The organism is Streptomyces sp. NBC_00212 (genome assembly GCF_045206365.1).
GTDB lineage: Bacteria > Actinomycetota > Actinomycetes > Streptomycetales > Streptomycetaceae > Streptomyces.
In genome coordinates, this window is sequence record NZ_CP108115.1 from 1038078 (window position 1) to 1064497 (window position 26420).

A 26420-nucleotide genomic window follows, 5' to 3' on the forward strand; every position below is an offset into this window, starting at 1 on the left:
CACGAATGGAGTCAACCGGCGGCACCGGTCCCCGGCGGTCTCAGGTCCGGCGGACCAGCGGGAAGGGCAGGGTCTCGCGGATGGTGAGACCGGTGAGGAACATGACGAGCCGGTCCACGCCGATGCCGAGCCCGCCGGTGGGCGGCATGCCGTATTCGAGCGCGTCGAGGAAGTCCTCGTCGATCTCCATCGCCTCAAGGTCGCCGCCCGCCGCGAGCAGCGACTGCGCGGTGAGCCTGCGGCGCTGCTCGATCGGGTCGGTCAACTCCGAGTAGGCGGTGCCCAGTTCGGTCCCGAAGGCGACCAGGTCCCAGCGCTCGGCGAGCCGTGCGTCGGTGCGGTGCTGGCGGGTCAGCGGGGAGACCTCGGTCGGGAAGTCCTTGTAGAAGGTGGGCAGCTGGGTCTTCTCCTCGACGAGCCGCTCGTACATTTCGAGGACGACGTCGCCGCGCGTGTTGTCCGGGGTGTGCGGCACGCCGGCGCGGTCGCAGAGCCGGCGCAGCCTCGCCTCGTCGGTGTCGGCGCCGATCTCCTCGCCGAGCGCCTCGGACACCGCCCCGTACAGCGTCTTGACGGGCCAGGGGCCGGAGATGTCGTACTCGACGACCGTGCCGTCCGGGCCCGCCTTGCGGGCGATCGGGGAGCCGAAGGCGGCGGTGGCGGCGCCCTGGATCAGTTCGCGGGTGAGGTCGAGCATCACGTCGTAGTCGGCGTACGCCTGGTAGGCCTCCAGCATCGTGAACTCGGGGTTGTGCTTGTAGGAGACGCCCTCGTTGCGGAACGTGCGGCCCATCTCGAAGACCTTCTCGACGCCGCCGACGCAGAGCCGCTTCAGATACAGCTCGGGGGCGATGCGCAGGTACAGGTCGAGGTCGTAGGCGTTGATGTGGGTCGTGAACGGGCGGGCGTTGGCGCCGCCGTGGATCTGCTGGAGCATCGGCGTCTCGACCTCCAGATAGCCCCGCTCCAGCAGACCCTGGCGCAGCGCCTGGACGGCGGTGGAGCGGGCCCGGACGACCTCGCGGGCCTCCGGCCTCGCCACCAGGTCCAGATAGCGGCGGCGCACCCGGGCCTCGGGGTCGGCGAGGCCGCGGCGCTTGTCGGGCAGCGGGCGCAGGCACTTGGCGGTCATCTGCCAGGCGGTGGCGAAGAGCGAGAACTCGCCCTTGTCACTGGCGGAGGTGGTGCCGGTGGCGGTGATGTGGTCGCCGAGGTCGACGTCGTGGGTGAAGCGGTCGAGGACGGCCTCGCCCGTGCCTTCGCGGGTGAGGGCCACTTGGAGGTCGCCGGACCAGTCGCGCAGGACGGCGAAGACGACGCCGCCGAAGTCGCGTACGGCCATGACCCGGCCGGCCACGGTGGCGTTCACGCCCTCGCCCTCGGCGCGCAGCCGGGCCAGGGTGTGGGTGCGGGCGGGGACGACGACGGGGTAGGGCTCGGTGCCGTCCGCGCGCAGCCGGTCCAGCTTGCGGTGGCGTACCCGTACCTGGTCCGGGAGTTGACGCTCCGTCATCTCGGCCGAGCCGGGCCCGGCGAGGCCGAGCGCCTCGATGGAGGGCAGCCCGGCGGTGGTGACGGGCTTGGTGACGCCCTTGGGCTGACGGCCCTTGCCCCACAGCTTGCGCAGGCTCGGTACGGAGACGAAGCCCTCGGCGATGCCGGACGCGAGGCCGACCCGGGCGAGCGAGCCGGCGTCGCCGTAGCAGAGGAAGCGGGGGAACCACTGCGGCTGGTACTTCACGTTGGAGCGGTAGAGCGCCTCCAGCTGCCACCACTTGGAGAAGAACAGCAGCAGCTTGCGCCACAGCCGCAGCACCGGACCGGCACCGATGCGGGCGCCTTCCTCGAAGGCGGAGCGGAACACCGCGAAGTTCAGCGAGATCCGGCGGACCCCCAACTTCGGTACGGCGGCGCAGAGTTCGGCGACCATGAACTCCATCACTCCGTTGGGCGCGCTGCGGTCGCGCCGCATCAGGTCGAGCGAGATGCCGTCGGGGCCCCAGGGCACGAAGGAGAGCAGCGCGATCAGTTTGCCGTCGGCGTCGAAGGCCTCGACGAGCAGGCAGTCGCCGTCGGCCGGGTCACCGAGCCGGTCGAGCGCCATCGAGAAGCCGCGCTCGGTCTCGGTGTCGCGCCAGGCGTCGGCGCGGTCGATGATCTGCTGCATCTCCTCGTCGGTGAGCGCCGAGTGGCGGCGGATCCGGGTCGTGGCGCCGGTCCGCGCGACCCGGTGGACGGCTTGGCGGGTGACCCGCATGTCGCGGCCGTCGAGGTCGAACTTGGCGACGTGCAGGATCGCCTCGTCGCCGAGCTGGATGGCGCCGAGCCCGTGCCGGGCGTACACGGTGGCGCCTTCTTCGGAGGCGCCCATCACGGCGGGCGCCCAGGCGTACTGCCGCGCGATGTCGAGCCAGGCGTCGATGGCCGGGCCCCACGCTCCGCCGTCGCCCACCGGGTCGCCGCTGGCGAGCGCGACGCCCGCCTCGACGCGGTAGGTGACGGCGGCCTTGCCGTTCGGCGAGAACACCACCGCCTTGTCGCGGCGGGTGGCGAAGTAGCCGAGCGAGTCCTGGCGGCCGTACGCGCCGAGCAGCGCCCGGATGCGGGGCTCCTCGTCGCCGTGCAGGGCGGCCTCCATCCGCTGCGAGCGGAAGAGCGTGGAGGCGGCGGCCAGCAAGGCGATGGCGCCGAACAGGCCGAGGAAGAAGTACAGGGGCTTCGGCGGCCGCCCGTCGAACTGGCCGTTGGAGACGAGCCCGCCGAAGACGCGGTTGGTGGCCCACAGCAGGCGCTGGCCGCGCGGCAGGGTATTGGGAAACAGCTCGACCAGGCCCCAGCCGACGAGGACGCCCGCCGCGAGCCCGAGGCACAGCACCCCCACCGCCCGGCGGAAGGCGCCCCGTCGGGTCTGGGCGTAGAACTGCCTGCGGGCCAGGATCAGCACCACGAGCGCGGCCCCGCAGAACACCCCGTTGGGGATCCACATCCATTCGGCGACGACGATCAGCAGGACGTCGAGCAGGAAGAGCAGTCCCAGGTAGATGACGACCAGCCACCAGGCGACCTTCTTGCGGGCGCCGATCGCGGCCGCGAGCAGCAGCAGGAAGACGGCGTACGCGAGGTTGGCGCTGACCGGCACGGTGACCCGGTCGAGGAACCAGACGATGGGGTAGAGCACCCGGCGCAGCGGCGGGATGAGCGATATGAGGCCGCAGAAGAGACCGAGCACGCCGAAGAACATCGCGAACGCTTCGGGCACCCGCCCCAGAAAGCCGGTCCGGGACGGTATCGGCGCCGCCTCGCTGACAGTCATGCTCAGCACTCTAGGGAGGCCGCGGCCGGGCCGCCTGTCGGAAGCCCCACCCGGCCGGATAGCCTCGAACAGTGACAGAGCAGCAGCCCCAGTCCCACCCTGAGTCCCAGCGATTCGAACGCGGTACCGACGGCCCGAAGGTGATCGTGGCCGGCGTCGACGGCTCGGACTCCTCGCTCCGGGCCGCGGCGTACGCCAGTGGCCTGGCCCGGCGGCAGAACGCGCTGCTCGCCCTCGTGTACGTGCAGCCCGTGATGTCGGCGGGCGCCGCCCTCGGCGCGCCCGTCGCCGACACCACCGGGGAGATCGCCGAGGGTCTGGTCGCCGAGATCAGGGCGGCCGCCGAGCGGGTCCGGGGCATCTGGGACGTCCGCTGGGAGTTCCACACCTTCCGGGGCGACCCCTACTCCGGACTGGTGACCGCGGCCGACGAGCTCAAGGCGGACGCGGTGGTGGTGGGCGCGTCCGAGTCGGCGGGCCACCGCATCATCGGCTCGGTGGCCGTACGCCTGGTGAAGGCGGGCCGCTGGCCGGTCACGGTGGTCCCGTAGGCGTCCCGCCCTCTCGGCTAGTGGGACATCTTCAGGCCGTCCTTCGCGGCGCCGCGGCCGAGAACCGCCTCGCGGATGTCGTCCCGGGCCTCGGTGTAGTCCTCGCGGCCGGGTGACTTCGCCAGCGCGTCGGGCAGGCTCATCACGCGGCCGCGCTCCACGTCGATCCATTGCGGGATGAACTCCGCCTTGGTGACCGCCCAGCGCTCCCCCCGCCGGACCGGCGGCGCGAAGGTGAAGCGGGCGATCGAGCTCATGTTGCCGCGGTGGTCGCGCGCACCCGTCTCGTTGAACATCTCGCCCGCGATCTGGTCGCCCTCGCCGTAGACGATCCAGGTCCCGTTGACCTTCTCGTACGCCTGCGGGATGTGGGCGTGGGTGCCGAGGATCAGGTCGATGTCGGGGCGCCCGCTCGTTTTCGAGGCGGTGAGCGCCTTGCCGAGGGTGAGCTGCTGTTCGTCGGGCTCGGTCTGCCACTCGGTGCCCCAGTGGAGGCTGACGACCACGATGTCGGCGCCGGAAGCCCGGGCCGCCCGGGCATCCGCGATGATCTTCTTCTGGTCGATGAGGTGGACCGCCCACGGCTGCCCGTCCGGCATCGGATAGCCGTTGGTGTCGTAGGTGTACGCGAGCTGCGCGACCCTCGCACCGCCCGCCGACAGCCGCGCGGGCGTCGCCGACTCGTTCGCGGTGCGGCCCGACCCGGTGTGTTTGAGCCCGGCCTTGTCGAAGGCCCTCAGGGTGCGGGCGATGCCGTCGGCGCCGTCGTCCAGGGTGTGGTTGGAGGCCGTCGAGCAGGAGTCGTACCCGGTGTCCTTCAGCGCGGCGGCCACCTGCGGCGGCGAGGTGAAAGCCGGGTAGCCGGTGAAGGGGCCCTCGTCGGCGCCGTACACGGTCTCCATGTGGCAGATCGCCAGATCGGCCCGGGAGATGATCGGCTTGACTCCGGCGAGCATCGCCCGGAAGTCGTAACCCCGGCCGCCCGCATCGGAGTTGGCGCGTTCGATAGTCGAGTCGTGCGGGAGTACGTCGCCGGTGGCGACCAGCGTGAAGGGGCGCTGCGCGCGGGCGGGTCCGGAGGCCGGGGAGGGCTGGGCGTCCTGAGCGTGCGGCGGCCGGTGCCCGCCGCTGCATCCTGCGGTGGCCGCGAGCAGGAGGGCCGCGGCGGCCGCCGCCCTCACTCGGGCGCGCTGGGTCGGCTGGTGCATCGGGCTCCCTTGATCGGGTGCGGTGTCTGTCCGAAATCCACCTCCCGAGAACGGGCCAGTCAAGGCGAAAAGCCGTTTATAGGACCAAGACCGCTGAATCGGACGCACGGGGACCGACCCCGCCCGGGTGGCGGACCGCTCGCCGCACCATTCACCGCTCGGTTCGACCGCTCGCCGCACGGCGCGGTGCGACAGCTGTCCGCGTCCGCCCCGATGCGCTCCGATACGGCTGCGGCCGACGGAATCCGGGGAAGGGGCGTGCACGTGACGACGGCACTCGCAGGCAGCCGGCGGTACGCCCACGAGCGTGATCTGGCCGAACTGCAGCGTGCGCACGGCCCCGCCCTGCTGCACTTCCTGCTCGGCCTCACCTACGGCGACCGCCAGCGCGCCGAGGACCTCCTCCAGGAGACGCTCGTGCGGGCCTGGCAGCACCCCGAGGCCTTCGAGGCGCCGTACTGCTCGATGCGGCCCTGGCTGTTCACCGTCGCCCGGCGGCTCGCGATCGACGCGCGCCGCAGCCGGCTCGCCCGGCCCACCGAGGTCGGCGACGAGGTGCTGCGCGCGACGGCGGAGCCCGGCGACCACACCGAGCGCTGCACGGCCGCGCTCGACGTCCGCGCCGCAGTGAAGTCGCTCACACCCCAACACCGCGCGGTCCTGGTGCAGTTGTACTTCCGCGGACTGAGCGTGACCGAAGCGGCCGAAGTGCTCGGTGTTCCGCCGGGGACCGTCAAGTCCCGTTCGTACTACGCCCTGCGTGCGCTGGCCCGGGCGCTGCCCGGCTATTCTGCGTCAGGCCCCGAAGGGCTCTCCTCGGCGGGTTCCAGGTCCGCCTCGGTGAGCAGGGCGAGCAGCGACGGCGCCTCGGCGACCTCCAAGTAGGCGGTACGGCACGGCGCGCACCGGCGCAGATGCGCGGCGACGGCGCGGTCCTCGCCGGGCGTGAGAGCGCCGAGTGCGTACGCGCCGAGCAGTTGCCGCACATGCATGAGCACCTCGTGTCTTGTGACGGATCCTGCCCTTCTGGCCACGGCGGGCACGCGCCCCCGGTTCAATGCTCCCTGGAGCTCCCCGGGAGCGCCGGGACGGTCGATGAAAGAGGCGAGACAGGATGCGTCCGGAGGGAAGTAGCGGGACCAGTGGTGGCGAGCTGGTGGTGCCGATGGCATGGATGTACGCCGAGTACATCGCGGATGAATTACTGCGTACCGGCGATCTGATGCCGCCGACGACACTGGAGTTCCGGGCCGGGCGCAACGCCCTCGCTCTGACGATCTTCCTGTCCGACGGGGCGGCCGACGGGGCCCGGGTGGTGGCCCGGCTGGACGAGTGGAGCTCGCTCACCGCGGCCGGGCGGCCGTGGCGGGGCTGGGTCTGTTCGCGGCTGCGCCGGCTGGCCGGCGACCAGGAGCAGGGGCCCGATCTGGAGATGGCGCGCACCGCCTGGCGGTGGCTGGAGGAGACCGAGCTCCTGGCGACGGATCTGGACGCGGTGGTGCCGGGCGGGGTCGACCCGCACGCGGACGAGGAGGACGAGCCCCGGGTGTGGACGCCGGCCTGGGAACTCGGCCTGCCGCTGGGCCACTTGGCGATCCATCTGTTCTGAGTCGCCCCACCTCTGACGGGGACGTCAACTGTGCACTCCAGCACGGTATTTGGGGATCCGCGCCGTCACCTTCATGCCCGCTCCGACACCGGTCTCGATGACCAGGCCGTACGCGTCGCCGTACACCTGCCGCAGCCGTTCGTCGACGTTGAGCAGGCCGATGCCGCCCGACGGGCCGCCGTCGCCGCGCAGGATGCGGCGCAGCTGCTCGGGGTCCATGCCCGCGCCGTCGTCCTCGATGACGACCTCGGCCTCGTTGCCCGCGTCCAGGGCGCTGATGGTGATGCGACCTGCCGTGGCGGCACCCTCGATGCCGTGCTTGACGGCGTTCTCGACGAGCGGCTGGAGGCAAAGGAACGGCAGGGCGACCGGGAGGACCTCGGGCGCCACCTGAAGGGTGACCGAGAGCCGGTCGCCGAAGCGGGCGCGCACCAGGGCCAAGTACTGGTCGATGGAGTGGAGTTCGTCGGCGAGCGTGGTGAAGTCGCCGTGCCGGCGGAACGAGTAGCGGGTGAAGTCCGCGAATTCCAGGAGGAGTTCACGGGCCCGGTCCGGATCGGTCCGCACGAAGGAGGCGATCGCGGCGAGCGAGTTGAAGATGAAGTGCGGGGAGATCTGGGCGCGCAGGGCCTTGATCTCGGCTTCGATCAGCCGGGTGCGGGAGCGGTCGAGCTCGGCGAGCTCCAGCTGTACGGAGACCCAGCGGCCGACCTCGCCCGCCGCGCGCGCGAGCACCGCCGACTCGCGGGGCGCGTACGCGACCAGGGTGCCCAGCACCCGGTGGTCCACGGTCAGCGGGACGGCCACCGCCCAGCGCAGCGGGCAGTCCAGGTCGTCGCAGGACAGCGCGAACGCCTTGTCACGGCCGGTGTCGAGCAACGCCCTCACCTGGTCCATGACGTGAGCACTGTGGTGCTGCTCCCCCGCCCCGTCCCAGGTCAGGATGGTGTCGCGGTCGGTCAGGCAGAGCGCGTCGGTGCCGAGCAGCGAGCGAAGACCGCGGGCCGACTTGCGGGCCGCCTCACTGGTGAGCCCGGCGCGCAGCGGAGGCGCGGCGAGCGAGGCGGTGTGCAGGGTCTCGAAGGTGGCGTGCTCGACGGGGGTGCCGACATCGCTGGTACGCCCCTGGCGCGCGGCCCGCCGGCCGAGCAGGAATCCGGCGGCGGCGAGCAGCGGGCCGAGGAAGAGCAGGGCGGCCAGGGTCATCGGTGGGCTCCTCCGTGGCGGGCCAGGGCCTCGGGCAGATGGAAGCGGGTCATGGCGGCGTTGGTGCCCGCCGGGACGCGGCCCGGGGTGGCGAGCGACACCCCGATCATGGCGAGGAAGCCGACGGGCACGGACCAGACGGCGGGCCAGGCGAGCAACGCGTGCAGCAGGCCGGGCGGGGCCGCCCCGAGGACGGTGGCGGCGACGGCGACCAGCGCCGACCCGCCCCCGAGGACCAGCCCGGCGGCCGCTCCCGGCGGGGTCAGCCCCCGCCACCAGATGCCGAGCACGAGCAGCGGGCAGAACGAGGAAGCGGACACCGCGAACGCCATCCCCACCGCGTCGGCCACCGGCACCCCGCTGACCAGCAGCGCGCCGACCAGCGGCACGGAGATCGCGAGCGGCGTCGCGAGGCGGAAGTGGCGTACGCCGCGCGAGGGCAGCACGTCCTGGGTGAGGACTCCGGCGACCGCCATGGTGAGCCCGGAGGCGGTGGACAGGAACGCGGCGAACGCGCCGCCCGCGACCAGCGCGCCGAGCAGATCGCCGCCGGTGCCGCCGACGAGCCGCTCGGGCAGGAGCAGCACGGCCGCGTCGGCGTCGCCGGTGAGGGCGAGTTCGGGAGCGTACAGGCGGCCCAACGCTCCATAGACGGGCGGCAGCAGGTAGAACGCGCCGATCAGGGCGAGGACGACGACGGTCGCGCGGCGGGCCTCGCGGCCGCCCGGGCTGGTGTAGAAGCGGACGACGACGTGGGGCAGGCCCATGGTGCCGAGGAACGTCGCCACGATCAGCCCGTACGTGGCGTACAGGGGGTGTTCGGTGCGGGCGGCGCTGCCCGGGACGCGGGTCGCTTCGGCGAGGGCGAGCCGGGTGCCGGCCTCGACGCGGTGCTCGCCCGGCGGGAGCGTCAGCGCCTCGCCGTCGTGGCGGCGGCCGTCGACGGTGCCGCTCGCGCGGACCGGGAGGGGTTCGGTGAGGCGCAGGGTCAGGGTGTCGGCGAAGCGGACGGTCTGCTGGTGGCGCAGCGCGGCGGGTTCGTCATAGACGGGGCGTGGCGCGCCGTCGCCCTGCCAGGCGAGGACCAGGAAGAACACAGGTATGAGCAGCGCGGTCAGCTTCAGCCAGTACTGGAAGGCCTGCACGAACGTGATGGAGCGCATGCCTCCGGCGGCGACCGCGAGGACCACGACAGCCGCGACGAGGACCGGCCCCAGCCAGCCCGGCGCGCCGGTCAGGATCTTCAACGTCAGCCCCGCGCCCTGGAGTTGGGGCACCAGGTACAGCCAGCCCGCGCCGACCACGAACACGCTCACCAGGCGGCGCACGGCCCGGGATTCGAGCCGCCCCTCGGCGAAGTCGGGCAGCGTGTACGCGCCCGAGCGGCGCAGCGGAGCCGCGACGAAAAGGAGCAGCACGAGGTATCCGGCGGTGTAGCCGACCGGATACCAGAGCATGTCCGGGCCCTGCACCAGGACGAGTCCGGCGATGCCGAGGAAGGAGGCGGCGGAGAGGTACTCGCCGCTGATGGCGGCCGCGTTCAGGCCCGGCCCGACCGTGCGCGAAGCGACGTAGAAGTCGGACGTGGTGCGCGAGATGCGCAGTCCGAACCCGCCGACGAGGACGGTGGCGAGCACGACGGCGGTGACCGCGACCACGGCGTACGTCTGGCTCACGGTGCGGGGTGGTGTTCTGTCGGGGGACCAGGCGTCGCACGGCCTTCCGCCGCGCCAACACGCGGTGGATGGACGCCTGTTGGGCGTCCTTCCGTCGGCCGGTCGGCGACCAGGCGGGCGAAGTCGCGTTCGTTGCGCTCGGCGGTGCGCACGTACCACCAGGCGATGAGGCCGAGCGGCCCGTAGACGGCGAAGCCGAGCACGCACCAGGTGACGGCGTCGTCGTCCAGGGCGCGGAAGGCGAGCGGCAGGGTGGCGACGGTGAGGGCGAGCACGCCGAACCCGCCGAGCGCGGCGCGGAGTTGGCCGCGCATCAGGGAGCGCACATAGGCGCCGCCGAGCGCGGTCTGCTCGTCGATCTCGCACTGGGCGCGGTGGCGCGGCAGCGGGCGGACCCGCCTCGGCTCCCCCGTGACCGTCTCGCGTCGCGCGGCCTGCTCCGGTGACATGGCGCGGAGTGTACGCAGCTGATCACCGCTCGGGGAAGGCCAGGTCAGCGGCTGGTGCGGCGCAGGAGGCGGTCCCGTACCGTGCGGGCGTGGCGCCGGCTGACGGGGAGTTCGGCGTCGCCGACCCGCACGCTCATGCTGCCCGCGTCCAGGCGGAGTTCGTCGATCCGGTCGAGCGCGACGAGGTGGCTGCGGTGGATCCGGACGAAGCCGCGGCTGCGCCAGCGCTCCTCCAGGGTGGACAGCGGGATCCGCACGAGGTGGCTGCCGCGGGCGGTGTGCAGCCGGGCGTAGTCGCCCTGGGCCTCGGCGTACACGATGTCGCCGACGGGCAGGAAGCGGGTGACGCCGCCCAGTTCGACGGGTATCTGGTCCGGCTCCTGGACGCTCGCGCCGCGGTCGCCGACCAGCTCGGCGACCCGGCGGACCGCCTCCGCGAGCCGCTCGCCGCGCACCGGTTTGAGGACGTAGTCGACGGCCTTGAGGTCGAAGGCCTGGACGGCGAAGCCCTCGTGGGCGGTGACGAAGACGATCAGCGGCGGGCGGGCGAACCCGGCGAGCAGGCGGGCGATGTCGAGTCCGGTGAGCCCGGCCATGTGGATGTCGAGGAAGACCACGTCGATGCCGCGCTCGCCGTCCTCCCCCGCTTCGAGGGCGGCCCCGATGAGCCGCAGCGCCTCGGTGGCGCTGGTGGCCCCTTCGGCCGAGCGGATCCGGGAGTCGGAGCGCAGTAGGTAGAGGAGCTCTTCGAGGGCGGGGGCTTCGTCGTCGACCGCCAGTACGCGCAGCATGGGGCCGGAGTCTAGGTGGTGTCCGCCGGGCCATGACCGGGGCCGCGACCCGCCGGACTCCTCCTGGGCGTGGGATGCCGGTGTGTCTTGAGTGTTCGGGCCGGTTTCTCCGTACCTGACGGCATGAGTTCGCCGCAGATCCACGAGGACGTCGGGGCCTATGCCCTCGGCGTGCTCGGCGCCGCCGAGACCTTCCGCTTCGAGGAGCATCTCGTCGGATGCGCCGCGTGCAGACGGCTGTTGACCGAGTTCGGGAGCGTGACGGCGCTGCTGGCCGCGTATGCCGAGGACGGGGCGATGCCGGCCGGACCGGTCTCGCCGGAGGTGCTGCACCGGATGCTGGGCGCGGTGGCCAAGCGGCGTCGGCGCGGCCGCACCCTGCGGATCGCTCTGGTGGCCGCGGCCGGGGTCCTCGTGGTGGGCGGGATCGGCGTCGTCCTGGCACCGGCGGCTCCGCGCTGGCAGGTGGCCTCGCACGCGCCCGGGGTGACGGCGTCGCTGGTGACCGCGCCCAAGGAGTGGGGCACCGATGTGGAGCTCGGCCTCGCGGGCGCGGCGCCCGTCTCGTGCACCCTGGTCGCGGTGGGCCGGGACGGCACGGAACAGACGGTGGCGACCTGGGCGGACCGGGGCGGGCAGCCGGTGCGGATGCGGGGCGCGGCGGCGCTGGCGCAGAACGCCATCGCCCGGTTCGAGGTACGGGCCGCCGACGGGACCCGCCTTGCGACGATCACACCCCGGTGAGCCGGGGCCGTCCAACGGGCGCTACTTGAGGAGCTTGGACATGCGCCGGTCGGCCAGGATCTTGCCACCCGTCTGGCAGGTCGCGCAGTACTGGAGGGAGGAGTCGGCGAACGACACCTCGCGGACCGTGTCGCCGCAGACCGGACACGGCTGCCCGGTCCGGCCGTGTACGCGCAGCCCGCTCTTCTTCTCGGCCTTGAGGCGGCCCGCCGCGAGGCCGTGCGAGCGCTCGACGGCCTCGGTGAGGGCGGCGCGCATCGCCTCGTACAGCGTGGTGACCTCGTCATCGGTGAGGTGGGCGACCGGCTTGAAGGGCGACATCTTCGCCACGTGCAGGATTTCGTCGCTGTACGCGTTCCCGATGCCCGCGATGAGGGACTGGTCGCGCAGCGCGCCCTTCAGCTGGCGCCGCTCGCCCGCGAGCAGGGCCGCGAAGTCGTCGCGGCCGAAGCCGGGGGCCAGCGGGTCGGGGCCGAGCCTGGCGATGCCCGGGACCTCGCACGCATCGTGCACGAGGTAGGCGGCGAGGCTCTTGCGGGTGCCCGCCTCCGTGAGGTCGAAGCCCGCGCCGCCGACCAGCGTCACCCGCAGCGCGAGCGGCCCCTTGCCGGGTTTCGGCGGGGCGGTCGGCAGCGTGTCGTACCAGCGCAGCCAGCCCGCGCGGGCGAGGTGGACGCACAGGTGAAGACCGTCGGCGTCGATGTCGAGGAACTTGCCGTGCCGGGCGACACCGGTGACGGTGCGCCCGGCCAGGGCGGTGTACGGCGGGTCGTACGTCTTCAGGACGCTGATCGCGACGGGCAGGGCGCTCGCGATCTCCCGGCCGACCAGGTGGTCGGAGAGGAAGTCCCGCAGGGCCTCGACCTCGGGCAGTTCCGGCATACGTACCAGGGTGCACCGGCCGCGCGGGCTCAGCGAGCCGCGCTCGCCCCGATGAGGTCCGCCAGGTCCTGCCCGAAGGACTCGGCGAGCCGGTCCAGGTCGGGCACGGCCTTGCCGTCGGCCACCAGGCCTATGTGGACGCGGCCGCCGTACGTGGACAGCGCGATCGCCAGGGACTGGCCCCGGGCGAGCGGCGCCATCGGGTAGATCGCGCGCAGCGGGCAGCCGCCGAGCGAGAGCTGGGAGCGGGGCAGCGGCACGCTGGTGACGAGCACGTCGAAGAGGATGCGGGCCGCGTTCCCGGCGAGCGGCGCCCCGAACCGGTGGGCAAGGGGCGGCAGTTGGTCGGCGAGCAGGGCGACGGCTCCGGCGCCGCGCCCGGGCCCCGCCGCCTTGTTGCGGTCCATGGCGGTGCGCACGGCGGCGAGCCGGGCCAGCGGGTCGGGCTCGGCGACCGGCAGGCCGAGCAGATACGCGGAGAGCTTGTTGCCGGAGCCGGGCGGGGAGCCCGGGCGGCGGCGCGAGACGGGGACCAGGGCGCGCGGTTCGGCGCCCGGGATGCGTGAGTCGCGCTCCAGGAGCCAGCGGCGCAGCCCGCCGGCGACGACGGCGAGGAGTACGTCGTTGGCGGTGCCGCCCTCGGCCCTGCGCACCCGCTGGACGTCCTCGTGGTCGAGTACGGCCGTGGCGAGGCGGCGGGTGCCGCTGGAGTCGGCGGCGAGCGCGGAGCCCGCGCCGAGTTCGAGGCGGCTGGCCCGCATCACGGAGGCGCCGATGCCCACGGCCCGGGTGAGCTCGCCGACCCGGTCGCGGGCGAAGCCGGCGACCTGGCGGGGGCCCGGCAGCCAGGAGCGGGGCGGCACGGGGCGGCGGCGCCGGGCGCTCGGGGCGGCGAGCTGGTCGAGGATGCCCGCGCCGATGGCGACCGCGCGCATGCCGTCGGCGAGCGCGTGGTGCAGCTTCACCAGGACCGCGAAGGCGCCGTCGTCCTCGCCGGTCAGGACGTACATCCGCCACGGCGGCAGGCCGCGCTCAAGCGGACGCTCCATCAACTCCCCCGCCACCCGGGCGGATTCGGCCTGGAAGTCGCCCGCGGGCAGCCGGACCCTGCGGACGTGGCGGCGTACGTCGAAGTCCTTGTCGGCGACCCAGGCCGCGCCGCCGACGGGCAGCCACACGCCGCGTACGCACATCCGCAGCCGCGGGATGGCCGCGGCGCGCTCGGCGAGGAGTTCGAGGATCTGCCCGCCGTCGGTGCCGGGGAGCGGGTCGAAGTGTGCGAGCGCACCCAGGTGCATGGGGTGCTCCGCCGATTCGAGGTGCCAGAACGCCAGATCAAGAGGTGCCAGCAGCTCACTGCTCAAGGAGTCCTCGTGTCAGTCGGAGGCCGGTCGGGCGGCAACGGTGCCGCCCGTACAGAGTGAGCAGTGAAACCCCCGCGAACGGTTACGGTCAAGTAATGAGTTGTTACGTATGGTTACCGCCAAGTATTGATCAATTCCCGCTCAGGCGTTGTTCCCCGGCCGGACACCGAGCGCCGGCACCCGCCCCTTATCGGCCGCTGCCGGGTTCCGGGACGACGAACTCGCACCACACGCATTTGCCGCTGCCGCGCGGCTCCACGCCCCACACGTCCGCGAGCCGGTCCACCAGCATCAGACCGCGCCCGGAGACCCCGGAGGCGCCTGCCTCCCGGCGGCGCGGCAGGGCGCTGGAACGGTCCTCCACCTCGACCCGCAGGCGGCGTTCCGGGCCGGAGAGGGCCCGGATGGTGACGATCGCCCCGCCGTCGGTGTGCATCAGGGCGTTGGTGATGAGCTCGTCGGCGGCGAGCTCGATCTCGTCGGACCGCTCGCGGGCACCCCAGGCGCGGACCGCCGCGCGGATCATGTGCCGGGAGGAGCTCAGCGCCTCGGGGTCGTTCTGCGCGACGTGCTGACGCAGCCGTCCGCCGCCCTGCGGTACCTCCATGACGCTCCGGCGCAGGAGCAGCAGCGCCACGTCGTCGTCGCCGGCCCGCTCGTCGACCACGTCGCAGAGCCGGTCGGCGAGCTCTTCGAGGCCCTCGGGTCCCGACCGGACCAGAGATGCCAAGAGCTGCATGCCGTCGTCGAGGTCGGTGCCCGGCTGCTCCACGAGGCCGTCGGTGTAGAGCAACAGGGTCTGGCCCGGGTCGAGTTCGACCGTCGACACCGGGTATTCGAGGCGCCCGAACTCGGCCGAGAGCCCGAGCGGAAGGCCGCCCTCCACCGCCAGTCTGCGGCAGCTGCCGTCCTGGAAGCGGACCAGCGGGTCGATGTGCCCGGCACGCACGATCTGCACCACTCCGGTGCTCAGGTCGGCCTCCGCGTAGGTGCAGGTCGCGAACCGGTCGGTGTCCAGCTCGTGCAGGAAGACCGAGGCCCGCGCGATCACGGTGGCCGGCGTGTGCCCCTCGGCGGCGTACGCGCGCAGCACGATGCGCAGCTGCCCCATCACGGCGGCGGCGTGCGTGTCGTGTCCCTGTACGTCGCCGATGGCCACGCCGACCCGGCCGCCGGGCAGCGGGATCACGTCGTACCAGTCGCCGCCGATGTCCCGGCCGAACCGCGCCGAGCGGTAGCGGACCGCGAGCTGGGCGCCGGGCACCTCGGGGATGCGGCGCGGCAGCATCGCCTGCTGGAGGCCTTCGGCGAGGTCGTGCTCCTGCTCGTACAGCATGGCGCGCTGGAGGGACTGGGCGATCGAACTGCCCAGCGCCACAAGGATGTTGCGCTCGTCGCTGCTGAAGCCCCACTTGTCGCTGTAGAGCAGGCCGATCGCGCCGATCGGGCGGGCCTGGGCGATCAGCGGGAGGTAGGCGGCGGAGGTGATGCCGAGGCCGCTGATGTTCGGCCACAGGCCCGGGTAGGAGTCGGCGAAGTCCTTCGGCGACTCGATGAAGCGGGGCGCGAGGGTGCGGACGACCTCGCTCATCGGGTACTGCTCGTCGACCCGGGTCCACCGGGTGCCCGGCACGAAGCTGTCCTCGGGCCCCTCGGCGATCAGATGGATGCGGCCCGCCTCCAGGAGGCCCATCACGAGGCTGGTGGCGCCGAGGTATTCGGGGCCCTGCGAGTCCTTCATGACGTCGATGACGTCCTTGACGGTCCTGGCGTGCGCGAGGGCGGCGGTGGTGGCCTCGACGACGCTGGTCGTGCGGCGCCGCTCGTCGTCGAGGCCGACCCGCGCGGTGGACTCGGCGAGCTCCTGGGTGGCGTCGCGGACGATCCCGATGATGCGCAGCGGGCGGCCGGTCTCGTCGCGGCGTACGAAGCCCTGGGTGTGGGTCCAGCGCAGGCTCCGGTCCCGGCAGCGGATGCGGAAGTACACGCCGTAGTTGACGCTGCCGTTCTTGAGCGCCTGCGAGACGAGCGCGTCGAGCCTGGTGGCCTCGGCGCGCGGCACCCGGGCGGCCAGCGACTCGGGCCGGTTGTCGTACTCGTCGGGGCGCAGGTCGAACACGTCGAGCGCGGGCTCGTCCAAGTGCATGAGGCCGGTGCCGAGGTCCCAGTCGAAACTGCCCATCCGCAGGTCTCGGCCGTACGAGTGAAGGAAGCGGCAGTCCTCGCCACCGGCCGGCTCGCCGCAGTGGCACAGTTCGGCCGCCCCTCCGCCCCCTGTGCCCGCGTCCATGGGGCCACGCTAGGCGCAGCCCGGATCCCGCGCATCAGGGAGGCGGCGGGGAGTGGCTCAGTGCGCCGGGGAGGCCTTGCGCAGGGCGGTGATGCAGGTGCCGATGGCGCTCTGGAGGGCTTCGAGGCGCTGGACCATGTCGTCCTCGTAGATGTCGTCGGCGTCGTCGAGGGTGAGCTCCTCGAACACCTTCGTCGCCTTCTGCAGGCTGCTGTAGAACTTGGTGCGGCGTTCCTGCACGCGCAGCTCGGGGTCGGCTTCGACGGCCTGGACGACGAGGCCCTTGACGGTGTCGTACGCCTCGGTCGCCCACTCCCCGGCCTCTTCGGAGTCGTCGAGCTCGTCGAGCAGGGAGAGGTGCCGCTCGGCCTCGGCACGGAGCTCGGCGGGAGCCTCGACGGTCTGGCCCGCGGGCGTGCGGATCTGCCCGTTCTCGACGATCTGGCGGACGTATCCGATGCGGTCGGCGGCCCGGGTCTCGCTGGCCACCGCCTTCTTCAGCTCGTCGGTGCGGGCGATGTCGCGGGCCAGCTCGGTCTGGAGCGCGGGGTCGTCCTTGAGCCGGTCCAGGAGCGCGGAGCGGGCGGCCTGGGCGGTGCCGGGGTCGGCGAGGATCGCGGCCCTGAGCGCGGTGGGGTTCTCCGCGACCTCCAGGGCCTTGGTCGGCCGGATGCCCTCGGCCTCGGCGGCCGCGGTGATGGCGGTGCCGCGCTCCGAGGTCGCGCTGGAGCGGGACACGTAGTAGGTGAGCCAGACATCCGCGTCGGGCAGGTCGATGTCCTCGCCCGGGACGAGCGCCTCGAAGAGCGGGACCAGGCCGTCGTCGGAGGCCTTGTCCCACGCCTTGTAGTAGCGCATGACGCGCTCGGCCGAGCAGCCGGCGAGCTCGCTGAACTCCTTCGCGGAGACCTTCGGCGTCTCACCGGCCGCCTGCCCGCCGGGGCGTACGCTGCGCGCCACCTTCAGGGCGAACGCCCAGCCGCCGGTGCGGGCGTAGGCCCCGAACTCGCGGGCGTCGCGCGCCACGCTGTCGTGCACTTCGACGGTGGGGGGCGCGGACTGTTCGGGCAGGTCGATCGCGACGGTCACGGCGGACGCTCCTGGCTGCTGGAGGGAGGACAACGGACAAAGGATGCAGCCTATATGCACCTCTTGGTCCGTCTTTCCGTCACTCCCCGAGTCGGACGCCGCGGTCACCGGCGCAGCCCGCCGGTGACCGCGGGTCGTACGCGCCCCCTCAGACGTTCTCCGACTCCGGCGAGGGCCCGAACATGTCGGAGTCCGGCCCGCTCGGCAGGTTCGTCGGCTTCGTCGGCAGCGAGGGCGGGCCGCTGGGCGCGCCTGTGTCGGGCGGCGACACCGGCGTCGAGGGCACCCGCGGTGAAGGCGCCGAGGGACTCGGCACGGACGGCGTCGCGGTGACCGTCGTCGTGGCCGACGGGCAGCCGCTCGGGGTCGGCGCGACCGGCTTCGGCAGCCGGGCCGGCGGGGCGGATCCCGGCGGCGTCGGGGTCGGCGTCTCGGTGACCGTCACGGTCGGCCTCGGCGTCGGGCAGTTGGGGCTCGGCGGCGGCGAGCTGCCCGAGGGAGAACTGCTGGTCGAGGGCGAGCTGCTGACCGATGGCGAGGTGCTCGGGCTCGCCGAAGGTGACGGCGGCACGGTGACCGGCGGCTTGGTCGGGTCGATCTGGATGTCGGGCCGCTTGCGGTCGTGCTGCCCGTCGTCGCCCTTCTCCCGCTCGATCCAGGTGTTGTTGGTGATGTTGACGATGATGAAGTTGTTGATGACCACCGTGGTGGGCCGCACCACGATGACGCGGTCACCACGGAAGCCGGGCCAGGGCTTGCCCTGGTCGCGCCAGGCACCCTGGTGGTTGTTGGGCGCCTTCAGCGGGTTCCCGCAGGCGCACCGCACGCGCGGCGCACCGTGGTCGTCGACCAGGACGGCGGTGCCGGCCTGGAGCACCGACTGGAAGCTGGTCGCCGAGCCGTCGCGGAAGCCGTGGTTGGTGACCCGGGTGTCCGCGCGCAGCACGACGGGCGTGAGCCCGCGCAGGAAGCCCGCGACGGAGCCCGGGTCGACCCCGGCGGCATCGGCGAACGCCTGGTTCTTGGCCCGGTCGCCGCCGAGGAAGCGGATCTGCTTCTCCACGTCGCAGCTGGCCACCGACTGCGTACCGCCGTACAGGCCCGGCGTGGAGCCCGAGACGGTGCTCGCCGAGATCGAGCCCGACGGCGGCGCGCTGCTCCGGGTGCCGGGCGGCGCGGCCGGGGTGGGGGTCGCCGTCGATTCGGCCGTGGACTTGGTGAACGGGTCCGGCCCGGCGGCGGCGATCGGCTGGAGGTTGAGGTCCTGCTCGCTGTCGGCACCGATGGCACCGCCGCCGCATCCGGCGGCGAAGGCGCCGACGGACAGCACGGCGGCGGCAGCGGCTATTCTGCGCAGGGTCGAGGGCACGTGGATCTCCCACCTGTACGCCCCGAGTTGCCCCTCATTGTGTGCCGCAGGCTCACGTCTCGCGCAAACGGACGGGGTCCGCCCGGGTCATCCCAGCCACTCGATCTTGAACACCCAGGCGTGGCTCCCCGCGGCCCGCGCGGCGGCCGGCACGTCGATGACGAGCCCGCTGCCGCTGGTCCGCCAGGTGAGCGGCCGCCCGTGCCCGAGCATCGTGACCCGGTCCCCGGCCCGGATCGGCACCGGCGCCTCCACGGTGAGCGTGGCCCCCGGCTCGGCGAGCGAGTGGATGTAGAAGGCGCGGCCCGGCCGGACGGTGAACCTGAGGTCGGCGCCGAGCTGCGGCATCCGCGCCCAGTAGGTGGACCCGTAGATCGCCTCGCCGTTGGTCTTGAGCCACTGCCCCGTCTCGCGCAGCCGGAGCTGCATGATCTCGGGGATGGTGCCGTCCGCCCGCGGCCCGATGTCGAGCAGGAAGTTGCCGTTCTTGCTGACGATGTCGACGAGGGTGTGCACGACCTCCTCGGTGGTCATGTACCTGTCGTCCGGGGTGGCCTGGTTGTAGCCGTAGCTGAACGGGTCCAGGCCCCGGCTCGCCTCCCACTTCGCCGTCACCACCGTGTCGTACGTGGCGTACTCGGGCGTGGTGAAGTCGTGCGGCCCGATGCCGGAGCGGTTGTTGACGGTGACCTCGATGGGGCGGGCCCGCTTCTTCGCGTGGTTGAAGTACTCGGCGAGCACCCGGTGGCTGTCGTTGGCGCCGCCGATGTCGCACCACAGGATCTCCGGGTCGTACCCCTCGACCAGCTCCAGCATCTGCGGGGCCTGGAGGTCCTTGATGTAGTCCTTGCCGGGCGTGTAGCCGGTGTACGGGAGCGGCTTGAGGGTGTACGGGTTGCGCGGGCCGTGGCCCTGCCAGGGGCTGTCGGGGTTGAACCACTCCGGCATCGAGAAGTAGAGCCCGCGGTGCAGTTGCGGCGCGTACTGCTTGGACGCCTCGAACAGGGCGCGGACCAGGTCCTTCTTCGGGCCCATCTTGACCGCGTTGCGGTCGGACACCTTGGTGTCCCAGAGCGCGAAGCCTTCGTGATGCTTGGAGGTGAGGACGTGGTACTGGGCGCCCGCGTCGCGGAACAGCTCGACCCAGGAGCGGGGATCGAAGCGTTCGGCGGTGAACCGCGGGATGAAGTCGTCGTAGTTGAACGACTCGCCGTAGGTGTCGCGGTGGTAGGCGTACGTGGCGTTGTTCGGGTTCTGCATCTGGGCCCAGTACCACTCGGCGTACTGCACGCCGACGGGCGCCCAGGCGGGCACCGAGTAGACGCCCCAGTGGATGAAGATGCCGAACTTGGCGTCCTGGAACCAGTAGGGCGCCTGGTGCGAGGAGAGCGAGGCGTCGGTCGCGGTGAAGTCCGGTGTGCCCAGGGTGAGTTGACGGGACACGGAGGCGGCCTCTTGCCCCCGGCCGCGCGCGGTCACGCGCCCGGGGCGCACCGTTCCCGGGGCGGTGCCGGTGCCCGACCGGATGCCGACCCTGACCCTGGCCTGCTCGCCGGGTGCGAGCCGGGGTATCCGGGCCGCTTCGACCGTACGGGCCCCGTCGACGTCGACCTGGACGCTCAGCGCGTCGGAGGCGAGCAGGGTGACGGTGCCCGCGTTGATGACGGTGGCCTCGATGCTCTGGGCGCCGGAGGCCAGCGTCGTGGTGGTCGAGTGCGCGTCCCGCAGCGCGACCGCGCGCCCGTCCGCCGCGGGTTGCAGCGAGAGCGCGAAGACGTGCAGGGAGGGCTTGCCGGGCTGGGCGGGGTTGGTGACGGGCAGGGTGAGGGCGACGGCCTCGCGAGCGGGGTCCATCGCCAGCTCGGCGCTCGCGACGACGACCTGGTGGGAGTCCCGCACGCCGCCCGGCCCGTAGCGGTACGCGGCGGTCAGCTGCCCGCTGCCGCTGTACCAGTCGGGGCCGCCGAGCGCGGCGGCGGAGGTGCTGCCGTCGGCGTAGTGCACGGTGGCCCGGCCCGACGCGTCCCCGTAGCTGGACGCGACGAGGAACAGCCCCGAGAGGTAGCGCCCTCGGGGCAGGTCGATGCGCTGCCCGAGAGCGACGATGTTGTTCTTGACCCCGGCGGCGGCGCCGGGGAAGACGTACGGGACACCGTCCAACTGGACGTTTCCTGCCGGGAGTTGCTCGCCGGGAAAGGTGTAACCGGAGCCGTCGAAGTCGCCGCCGCGGGCGCTCGCGGTGTCGATGCCGTCATTGTCGAACCAGCGGTCGAGCGCGACCGGGACGGCCGCGGGAACCGTGCCCCACTCACCGCCCTTCACGGCAGCGCCGATTGAGGGGTCGAGGGGGTTCGCATCGGCCGTGGCCGGGGAGAGAAGAGCGGCGCCGACTGCCGCCCCCGCCGTCATTCCGAGTACATGTCGTCTGGGAAGTTCGGTCATGACATCCGATGATTGAGGCGAGTCGGAGGCGTGTCAATGCACCCTGCACAACAGAAATAGGCCTCCCGCCCCAACTCATCCGACCTATTGCCGCCCAGCCGCCCGCCCGGCATGCTGTGGGCATACCGGGCCGGCGAGCCCTGTGTCTGACATACCGTCAATTCGGGTGCAGCTCACACCATTTCGGGCCTCAGCCACTCCTCGCCGAGCACATGGTGGTCGAGGAAGTTGAGCAGGGTCGCGTACCAGAGGCGGGTGTGGTTCGGGGCCAGGATCCAGTGGGACTCGTCGGGGAAGTACAGGAATTTCGCCGGGACTTCGCAGCGCTGGAGCTCCTGGAACAGGGCCCTGCCCTGGCCGACGGGCACCCGGTAGTCGTTGGCGCCGTGGACCACCAGCATGGGCGTGCGGATCCGGTCGGCCGCGAGGGACGGCGAGTTCTCCTCGTAGCGTTCCGGCCGGGTCAGCGGGTCGCCGAAGATCCGCCGGAAGTAGGCCGAGGCGTCCGTGTCCGGCTGGAACGAGCGCAGGTCCCAGATCGAGGCGTGCGAGACGATCGCCTTGAAGCGGTCCGTCAGGGTGGCGATCCGGTTGGCCATGTAGCCGCCGTACGAGGCGCCCGCGAGGCCGGTGCGGGTCGCGTCGATGTCGGGGCGGGCCTCGGTCGCGTCGGTCATCGCCATCAGGTCCCGGTAGGGCTGACCGCCCCACTGCCCCCAGCCGCGCTCGTGCATCCGCGGCCCGTAGCCGGCCGACAGCGCGGGGTCGGGCAGCAGGACCGCGTAGCCGCGGGCCGCGAAGGGCCACGGGTTCCAGCGCCACGTCCAGGCGTTCCAGGAGGTCTCGGGGCCGCCGTGCGGGAAGACGAGCAGCGGCGCGGGCCGCTCGGCGGACGCGCCCTCGGGCAGCACGAGCCAGGAGCGCAGCGGGAATCCGTCGTCGGCCACCGTGTGCACTTCGGTCAGGGTGCCCGGCAGCCGGCCCGCCCCGCCGGGCGCCTTGAGCACGACGGGTTCCTGGTCGGCCGCGGCGGCATCGAGGCGGACCGGGGTGGGCGGGGCGTCGACGGAGCTGCGCAGCGCGTACAGGGTGCGTCCGTCGGGCGCGACGGTGAGCGAGGTGTACGTCCCGGCGGCGGTGAGCCGGGTGACCGTGCCGTCCGCGTCGCGCCGGAAGACGGGCGAGTGGCCGAGCTCGTCGGCGGCGAACCAGACGGTCGCGTCGTCGGGGCGCGGCGAGACCACCGCCCCGATGGGCCAGTTCTCGAAGTCCGGCACGAGCTCGCTCTCCGCGCCGCTCGCCAGGTCGATGCGTACGAGGGTGTAGGTGTACGGCTTCTCGTACGTTTCGATCAGCTGGCGGGTGCAGATCAGGCCGGTGCCGTCGGCGGTGAACTGCGGGGTGGAGTACACGTATCCGTCCTGGTCGACCACGCGCAGCTCTTCGCCGGTCGCGCAGTCCGCGACCACGACGACGGTGCGGTCGCGGTCCGGCACCGGGCCGTGGACGAAACGGGTGTGGGCGACGCGGGTGCCGTCGGGCGACAGGGCGGTCTCGGCCTCGCTGATGAATCCCTGCCCGCCCGCGTCGACCGGCGAGCCGTGCTCGTCGCGGGTGCGGCGGACGAAGGTGTGCGGCTCGTCCGGGCCGAGGTCGCTGTCCCAGTGCCGGGTGGGCCCGGACTCGTACAGGATGGCGGTGACCTTGGCGTCGGCGCGGTCCTTGCGCAGCTTGCCGTGTGCCTCGGCGTCGGCCGCGCCGGGCAGCAGCCCCGCGGTGTAGGCGAGGGTGATGGTGTCCCGGGCGAGGGTGAATCCGGCGATTGGGCCGGGGTGGCGGGCCATGAGCGCGGACTCGCCGCTCTCGGGCAGCGCCCACACGCCGGGGTGTTCTTCGCCGGCCTTGGCCGCGGCGGGGTCGGTGTCCTCGCGCCCGGAGAGGAAGTACAGGGTTCCGTCCGAGGCGAACGCGGGCGCGGACTCGCCCTTGCGGGAGCGGGTCAGGCGCCGGGGTTCGCGCACCCCGGCGGGGTCGATGTCCCACAGCCCGGACACGTACCCGTTGCCCTCGGCGTTGAGGCTCTGCACCGCGGCCACCAGCCGCTTTCCGTCGAGTGAGAGCGCGAGGGCATTGACGCGCGGGGTGGCGAGGAAGGCGGACAGGTCGTGGAAGGCGGTGGTGTCACTGGGTGTCTCGGACATCCGGTCATCCTGCCTCGTGGCGCTCCGGGGCGACAGGGCGTGGGGCCGAACCCCACACCTGACACACCGTCACATCCGGTTGCCTCACCGCCCTCACGCCCTTCGGAGGGTGGCCCCGGGCACCCGGTATCCGGCGGGGCGGGGCCGGTGGCTGGCCGGTTCTCCTTCTTGTGCGGAGTGCGGGGCGGCTCAACACTCGGACCGGACAGCGAAGGCCGGCCCGCCTGCCCCGCCCCGAAGCCACCGATCAGCTGGGCGCTCGGCACACTCGGGCCCGGTCACGGGTGCGCCCTGCGCGGGACTCGGCCGAGCAGGCCGGACACCCTACGGAGGACTTCATGGCAAGCACCAGTCCCGTCCGGGCAGTTGACACGATCTACTTCGGCGGGGACATCGTCACGGTCGACGACGCCCGGCCGACCGCGGAGGCGGTCGCCGTCAGGGACGGCCGGATCGCGGCCGTCGGCGACCTGCGCGAGGTGCTCGCGCAGGCCGGTGACGGCACCCGCTTCGTCGACTTGAAGGGGCGCGCCCTGCTGCCCGGGTTCGTCGACGCGCACAGCCATCTGTCCCTGATCGGCTTCCAGGCGGGGGCGGCCAATCTGCTGCCCGCACCCGACGGCGAGGTCGACGACATCCCCGCCCTGCAGGCCCGGCTGGAGGCGTGGAAGACCACGGAGACCGGCCGGCGCTGGGACTGGATCGTCGGATTCGGCTACGACGACGCGCAGCTCGCCGGCGCGCGGCACCCCACCCGCGACGACCTCGACGCGGTGGACACCGACCGGCCGATCCTGGTCATCCACCAGTCGAGCCACCTCGGCTCGGTCAACAGCAAGGCCCTCGAACTGCTCGGGTACGACGCGGACACCGAGGACCCGGCAGGCGGTGTGATCCGGCGCCGGCCCGGCAGCAGCGAGCCCAACGGCGTCCTGGAGGAGTCCGCGCTGTTCCAAGCCTGGGGGCATTCCGCGGCCGGGTTCAGCGACGAGGACCGGATCGCTCTGATCCTGCTCGGCCAGCGCGCCATGGCCTCGTTCGGGTTCACCACCGCGCAGGACGGCCGGGTGATGACCGCGAAGGACCTGGAGATCCTCGAAACGGTCGCGGGGCGGCGGCTGTTCGACATCGACGTCGTGGTCTACCCGGACGTCTCGCTGGCCGCCGAGCTCAAGGACGCCGAGGTTTCGGTGCCGGAGTACCGCGACCGGCTGCGGATCGGCGGGGTGAAGCTGGGCCTCGACGGTTCGCCGCAGGGCCGCACCGCCTGGCTGACCCGGCCGTATCTGACCCAGCCCGACGGGGAGAGCGCGGACTACCGGGGCTATCCGGCGCTCACGGACGCGGAAGCGGTGGCCGCGGTCGGCGACGCGTACGCCAGGGGCCGCCAGGTCCTGGCGCACACCAACGGCGACGCGGCCATCGACCAGTTCGTCATGGCCGTGCGGCAGGCCACGGCCCGGCACCGCCCGGTGGACCCGCGCCCGGTGGCGATCCACGCCCAGACCGCTCGCGAGGACCAGCTGGACGCCATGCGGGAGTTGGGGATCATCCCGTCGTTCTTCTCCATGCACACGTTCTACTGGGGCGACTGGTACCGGGAGACGGTGCTCGGCGAGGAGCGCGCGGCCCGCATCTCCCCGGCCGCCTCGGCGCTGCGCCGGAACATGATCTACACCTCGCACCACGACGCCCCGGTGGCACTGCCCAGCTCGTCGGCCATCCTGTCCAGCCAGGTCACCCGGGTGACCCGCAGCGGCCATGTGCTCGGCGAAGAGCAGCGGGTGTCGGCGCTCGACGCGGTCAAGTCGACCACGATCCATGCCGCGCACCAGTACTTCGAGGAGGCGGTCAAGGGCTCGATCGCGGTGGGCAAACTCGCCGACCTCGTGATCCTGAGCGCGAATCCGCTCACCGTGCCCGCCGAGGAGATCAAGGACATCCGGGTCGTCGAGACCGTCAAGGAGGGGCGGACCATCCACCCCGAGCCGCTCGGGCGGCCCAGGTAGCGGCCCCTCGCATGTCCGTGCCCCCCTGCGTCAACAGGAGGGCACGGATCTGTGGTTCGGCCTCGTCAGTCGATGCCGGGCAGGATGTGGGGTTCCGCGAGGTCCTCCTCGTAGCCCGCGAGGCGGATCGGGGCCGAGCGGGCCCAGACCTCGATGTTGCGGAGCTTCTCGGGCCTGGCGGCCCGTTCGCCGCCGCGTTCCGGCGTCCGGCGTTCGCGTTCTGTGGTTTCTGGTGTCACCGCGCACTCCTTTGTGTCGCAATAACCCTGGGCGTACCGGCACGCGTCGTTCTCCGACCCGGTTGTCCGCCCGCAGGGCAGGGGCAAGGGCAGTTCTGACGCGGTGGCGCCGGCACTCTGTCCGCATCACGGCCACAGGTTGTGGGACGGATCCGGAACGGGCCTTGAGGGTTGGTGGACCCGCTGTGGCTACCGTTCGCACCAGAGTAACCAAATGAGCGCGGTCCCGCTCGATAGGGCCACTTCCTTTGCGTCAACTTTCCTTCGCCGGGCGTTCAGCCCGATGTTCATCCCGCCATGATCTGCTGACGGGGTCGGCTGCCGCGCGCGGGGAGGAGACCACATGGAGCTGTCGAGCAGGCCCGGTCACGACCGGGCGGTGCGCTCGGTCGACGAGCTGATGGAGCTCCTGCACGCCTGCCGGGGCGCCTGGGACACCCCCGACCGCAGCGGCGACCCGGTCGATCTGCACGACCACGCGCTCCAGACCGCCCACCTGCTGCGCCGGTCCCACCCGGCCGACAAGGAGCTCCAGTTGGCGGGCCTCGTGCACGATCTCGGGCATCTGCTCCGTCCCGGTGACGACGCGGGGCACGCCGACACCGCGGCGCGGGCCGTGCGGCCGCTGCTCGGTGCGCGGGTGGCCCGCCTCGTACGGCTGCACGTGCCCGCGAAGCGCTATCTGGCGGCGGTCGAGCCGGACCGTACGCTCTCGCCGCAGAGCGCGCTGACGCTGCGGGCACAGGGCGGGGTGATGGGGCCCGAGGAGGCGGCGGCCTTCGCGCGGGACCCGCTGGCCGAGGACGCGGTGCTCCTGCGGCAGGCCGACGACGCGGGGAAGGTCGTGGGGCTCGAAGCGGGCGTCATGGAGGACTGGCGTCCGGTCCTTGAGCTCGTCGCGCAGTACGTCAACTGACGCTTGGGCGGGTTCAGTTGACGCCGAAGGGCGGCACGCGCGATGCGTACCGCCCTTCGGAACGAGAACTGA

The 26420-nt window shown here is 72.6% G+C and carries 20 protein-coding genes and 1 pseudogene; 6 read left to right on the forward strand and 15 right to left on the reverse strand.

Translation table 11 applies throughout. The annotated features are described in order from the left end of the window. Nucleotides 1-40 precede the first annotated feature (40 nt). A complete protein-coding gene (lysX, locus tag OHA17_RS04820; protein WP_406504351.1) occupies nt 41-3313 on the reverse strand; it encodes a bifunctional lysylphosphatidylglycerol synthetase/lysine--tRNA ligase LysX in 3273 nt (1090 codons plus the stop codon). Nucleotides 3314-3384: 71 nt separating this feature from the next. On the opposite strand from lysX, the gene OHA17_RS04825 reads away from it, so the two are divergent. After that, entirely contained in the window at nt 3385-3864 is a 480-nt protein-coding gene (locus tag OHA17_RS04825; protein WP_053730901.1) for a universal stress protein, read from the forward strand. A 17-nt stretch (nt 3865-3881) separates the two neighbouring features. Here OHA17_RS04825 and OHA17_RS04830 read toward each other — a convergent pair whose 3' ends face one another. Then, nucleotides 3882-5072 carry a CapA family protein gene (locus OHA17_RS04830; RefSeq protein WP_406504354.1) on the reverse strand — a complete coding sequence of 397 codons (1191 nt, stop codon included), beginning with the start codon at nt 5070-5072 and terminating at the stop codon, nt 3882-3884. A 264-nt stretch (nt 5073-5336) separates the two neighbouring features. Between OHA17_RS04830 and OHA17_RS04835 the strand changes: the two genes are divergently transcribed. Continuing rightward, nucleotides 5337-5957, forward strand: coding sequence for a sigma-70 family RNA polymerase sigma factor (locus tag OHA17_RS04835; protein ID WP_053730993.1), 621 nt, complete (start codon nt 5337-5339; stop codon nt 5955-5957). On the opposite strand, the gene OHA17_RS04840 is transcribed toward OHA17_RS04835, so the two are convergent. Continuing rightward, nucleotides 5858-6244 carry a zf-HC2 domain-containing protein gene (locus tag OHA17_RS04840; protein WP_324610227.1) on the reverse strand — a complete coding sequence of 129 codons (387 nt, stop codon included), beginning with the start codon at nt 6242-6244 and terminating at the stop codon, nt 5858-5860. The genes OHA17_RS04835 and OHA17_RS04840 overlap by 100 nt on opposite strands. On the opposite strand from OHA17_RS04840, the gene OHA17_RS04845 reads away from it, so the two are divergent. Continuing rightward, nucleotides 6187-6681 (forward strand): hypothetical protein, encoded by a 495-nt coding sequence (locus OHA17_RS04845; RefSeq protein WP_406504356.1) that lies wholly within the window; start codon nt 6187-6189, stop codon nt 6679-6681. The genes OHA17_RS04840 and OHA17_RS04845 overlap by 58 nt on opposite strands. A 24-nt stretch (nt 6682-6705) precedes the next feature. Here OHA17_RS04845 and OHA17_RS04850 read toward each other — a convergent pair whose 3' ends face one another. The 4 genes and pseudogenes from OHA17_RS04850 to OHA17_RS04865 all read right to left on the reverse strand — a co-directional run bounded on the left by OHA17_RS04850 (nt 6706) and on the right by OHA17_RS04865 (nt 10803). Next, nucleotides 6706-7887 (reverse strand): sensor histidine kinase, encoded by a 1182-nt coding sequence (locus tag OHA17_RS04850; protein ID WP_406504358.1) that lies wholly within the window; start codon nt 7885-7887, stop codon nt 6706-6708. Continuing rightward, nucleotides 7884-9563 carry a cation acetate symporter gene (locus OHA17_RS04855; RefSeq protein WP_406504359.1) on the reverse strand — a complete coding sequence of 560 codons (1680 nt, stop codon included), beginning with the start codon at nt 9561-9563 and terminating at the stop codon, nt 7884-7886. The genes OHA17_RS04850 and OHA17_RS04855 overlap by 4 nt, the downstream gene beginning before the upstream one ends. 95 nt (nt 9564-9658) lie before the next feature. Next, nucleotides 9659-10012: pseudogene (locus OHA17_RS04860) on the reverse strand (hypothetical protein); the annotation flags it as partial. Between the two features lie 44 nt (nt 10013-10056). Further along, nucleotides 10057-10803 (reverse strand): LytR/AlgR family response regulator transcription factor, encoded by a 747-nt coding sequence (locus OHA17_RS04865; protein ID WP_406504361.1) that lies wholly within the window; start codon nt 10801-10803, stop codon nt 10057-10059. 123 nt (nt 10804-10926) lie between these two features. On the opposite strand from OHA17_RS04865, the gene OHA17_RS04870 reads away from it, so the two are divergent. Next, complete coding sequence (locus OHA17_RS04870) at nt 10927-11547, forward strand: zf-HC2 domain-containing protein (protein ID WP_406504363.1); 621 nt, start codon at nt 10927-10929, stop codon at nt 11545-11547. 21 nt (nt 11548-11568) lie between these two features. Here the strand turns inward: OHA17_RS04870 and OHA17_RS04875 are convergent, their stop codons facing one another. The 7 genes from OHA17_RS04875 to OHA17_RS04905 form a co-directional block, all read right to left on the reverse strand. Further along, nucleotides 11569-12429 carry an Fpg/Nei family DNA glycosylase gene (locus OHA17_RS04875; protein ID WP_406504365.1) on the reverse strand — a complete coding sequence of 287 codons (861 nt, stop codon included), beginning with the start codon at nt 12427-12429 and terminating at the stop codon, nt 11569-11571. Nucleotides 12430-12458: 29 nt separating this feature from the next. After that, nucleotides 12459-13793, reverse strand: a complete 1335-nt coding sequence (locus tag OHA17_RS04880) for a wax ester/triacylglycerol synthase family O-acyltransferase (protein ID WP_406504366.1) — start codon at nt 13791-13793, stop codon at nt 12459-12461. A 187-nt stretch (nt 13794-13980) separates the two neighbouring features. Beyond that, a complete protein-coding gene (locus OHA17_RS04885) occupies nt 13981-15975 on the reverse strand; it encodes a SpoIIE family protein phosphatase (RefSeq protein WP_398873929.1) in 1995 nt (664 codons plus the stop codon). Between the two features lie 165 nt (nt 15976-16140). Continuing rightward, nucleotides 16141-17172: a hypothetical protein gene (locus OHA17_RS04890; protein ID WP_406504368.1), complete on the reverse strand. Its 1032-nt coding sequence runs from the start codon at nt 17170-17172 to the stop codon at nt 16141-16143. 148 nt (nt 17173-17320) lie between these two features. After that, nucleotides 17321-18541 carry a DUF6777 domain-containing protein gene (locus tag OHA17_RS04895; protein WP_406504369.1) on the reverse strand — a complete coding sequence of 407 codons (1221 nt, stop codon included), beginning with the start codon at nt 18539-18541 and terminating at the stop codon, nt 17321-17323. A gap of 87 nt (nt 18542-18628) precedes the next feature. Continuing rightward, on the reverse strand, nt 18629-20983 hold the full coding sequence (locus tag OHA17_RS04900; RefSeq protein ID WP_406504371.1) for an alpha-L-fucosidase: 2355 nt from the start codon (nt 20981-20983) through the stop codon (nt 18629-18631). A gap of 173 nt (nt 20984-21156) precedes the next feature. Beyond that, the gene (locus tag OHA17_RS04905; protein WP_406504373.1) at nt 21157-23184 is read right to left on the reverse strand and encodes a S9 family peptidase; all 2028 of its coding nucleotides are present in this window, start codon (nt 23182-23184) and stop codon (nt 21157-21159) included. A gap of 338 nt (nt 23185-23522) precedes the next feature. Between OHA17_RS04905 and OHA17_RS04910 the strand changes: the two genes are divergently transcribed. After that, nucleotides 23523-25193, forward strand: a complete 1671-nt coding sequence (locus tag OHA17_RS04910; RefSeq protein WP_398872829.1) for an amidohydrolase — start codon at nt 23523-23525, stop codon at nt 25191-25193. A gap of 65 nt (nt 25194-25258) precedes the next feature. Here the strand turns inward: OHA17_RS04910 and OHA17_RS04915 are convergent, their stop codons facing one another. Beyond that, nucleotides 25259-25432 carry a hypothetical protein gene (locus tag OHA17_RS04915; protein ID WP_344379193.1) on the reverse strand — a complete coding sequence of 58 codons (174 nt, stop codon included), beginning with the start codon at nt 25430-25432 and terminating at the stop codon, nt 25259-25261. A 343-nt stretch (nt 25433-25775) separates the two neighbouring features. Between OHA17_RS04915 and OHA17_RS04920 the strand changes: the two genes are divergently transcribed. Continuing rightward, nucleotides 25776-26348: an inositol oxygenase family protein gene (locus OHA17_RS04920; protein WP_406504376.1), complete on the forward strand. Its 573-nt coding sequence runs from the start codon at nt 25776-25778 to the stop codon at nt 26346-26348. Nucleotides 26349-26420 lie beyond the last annotated feature (72 nt).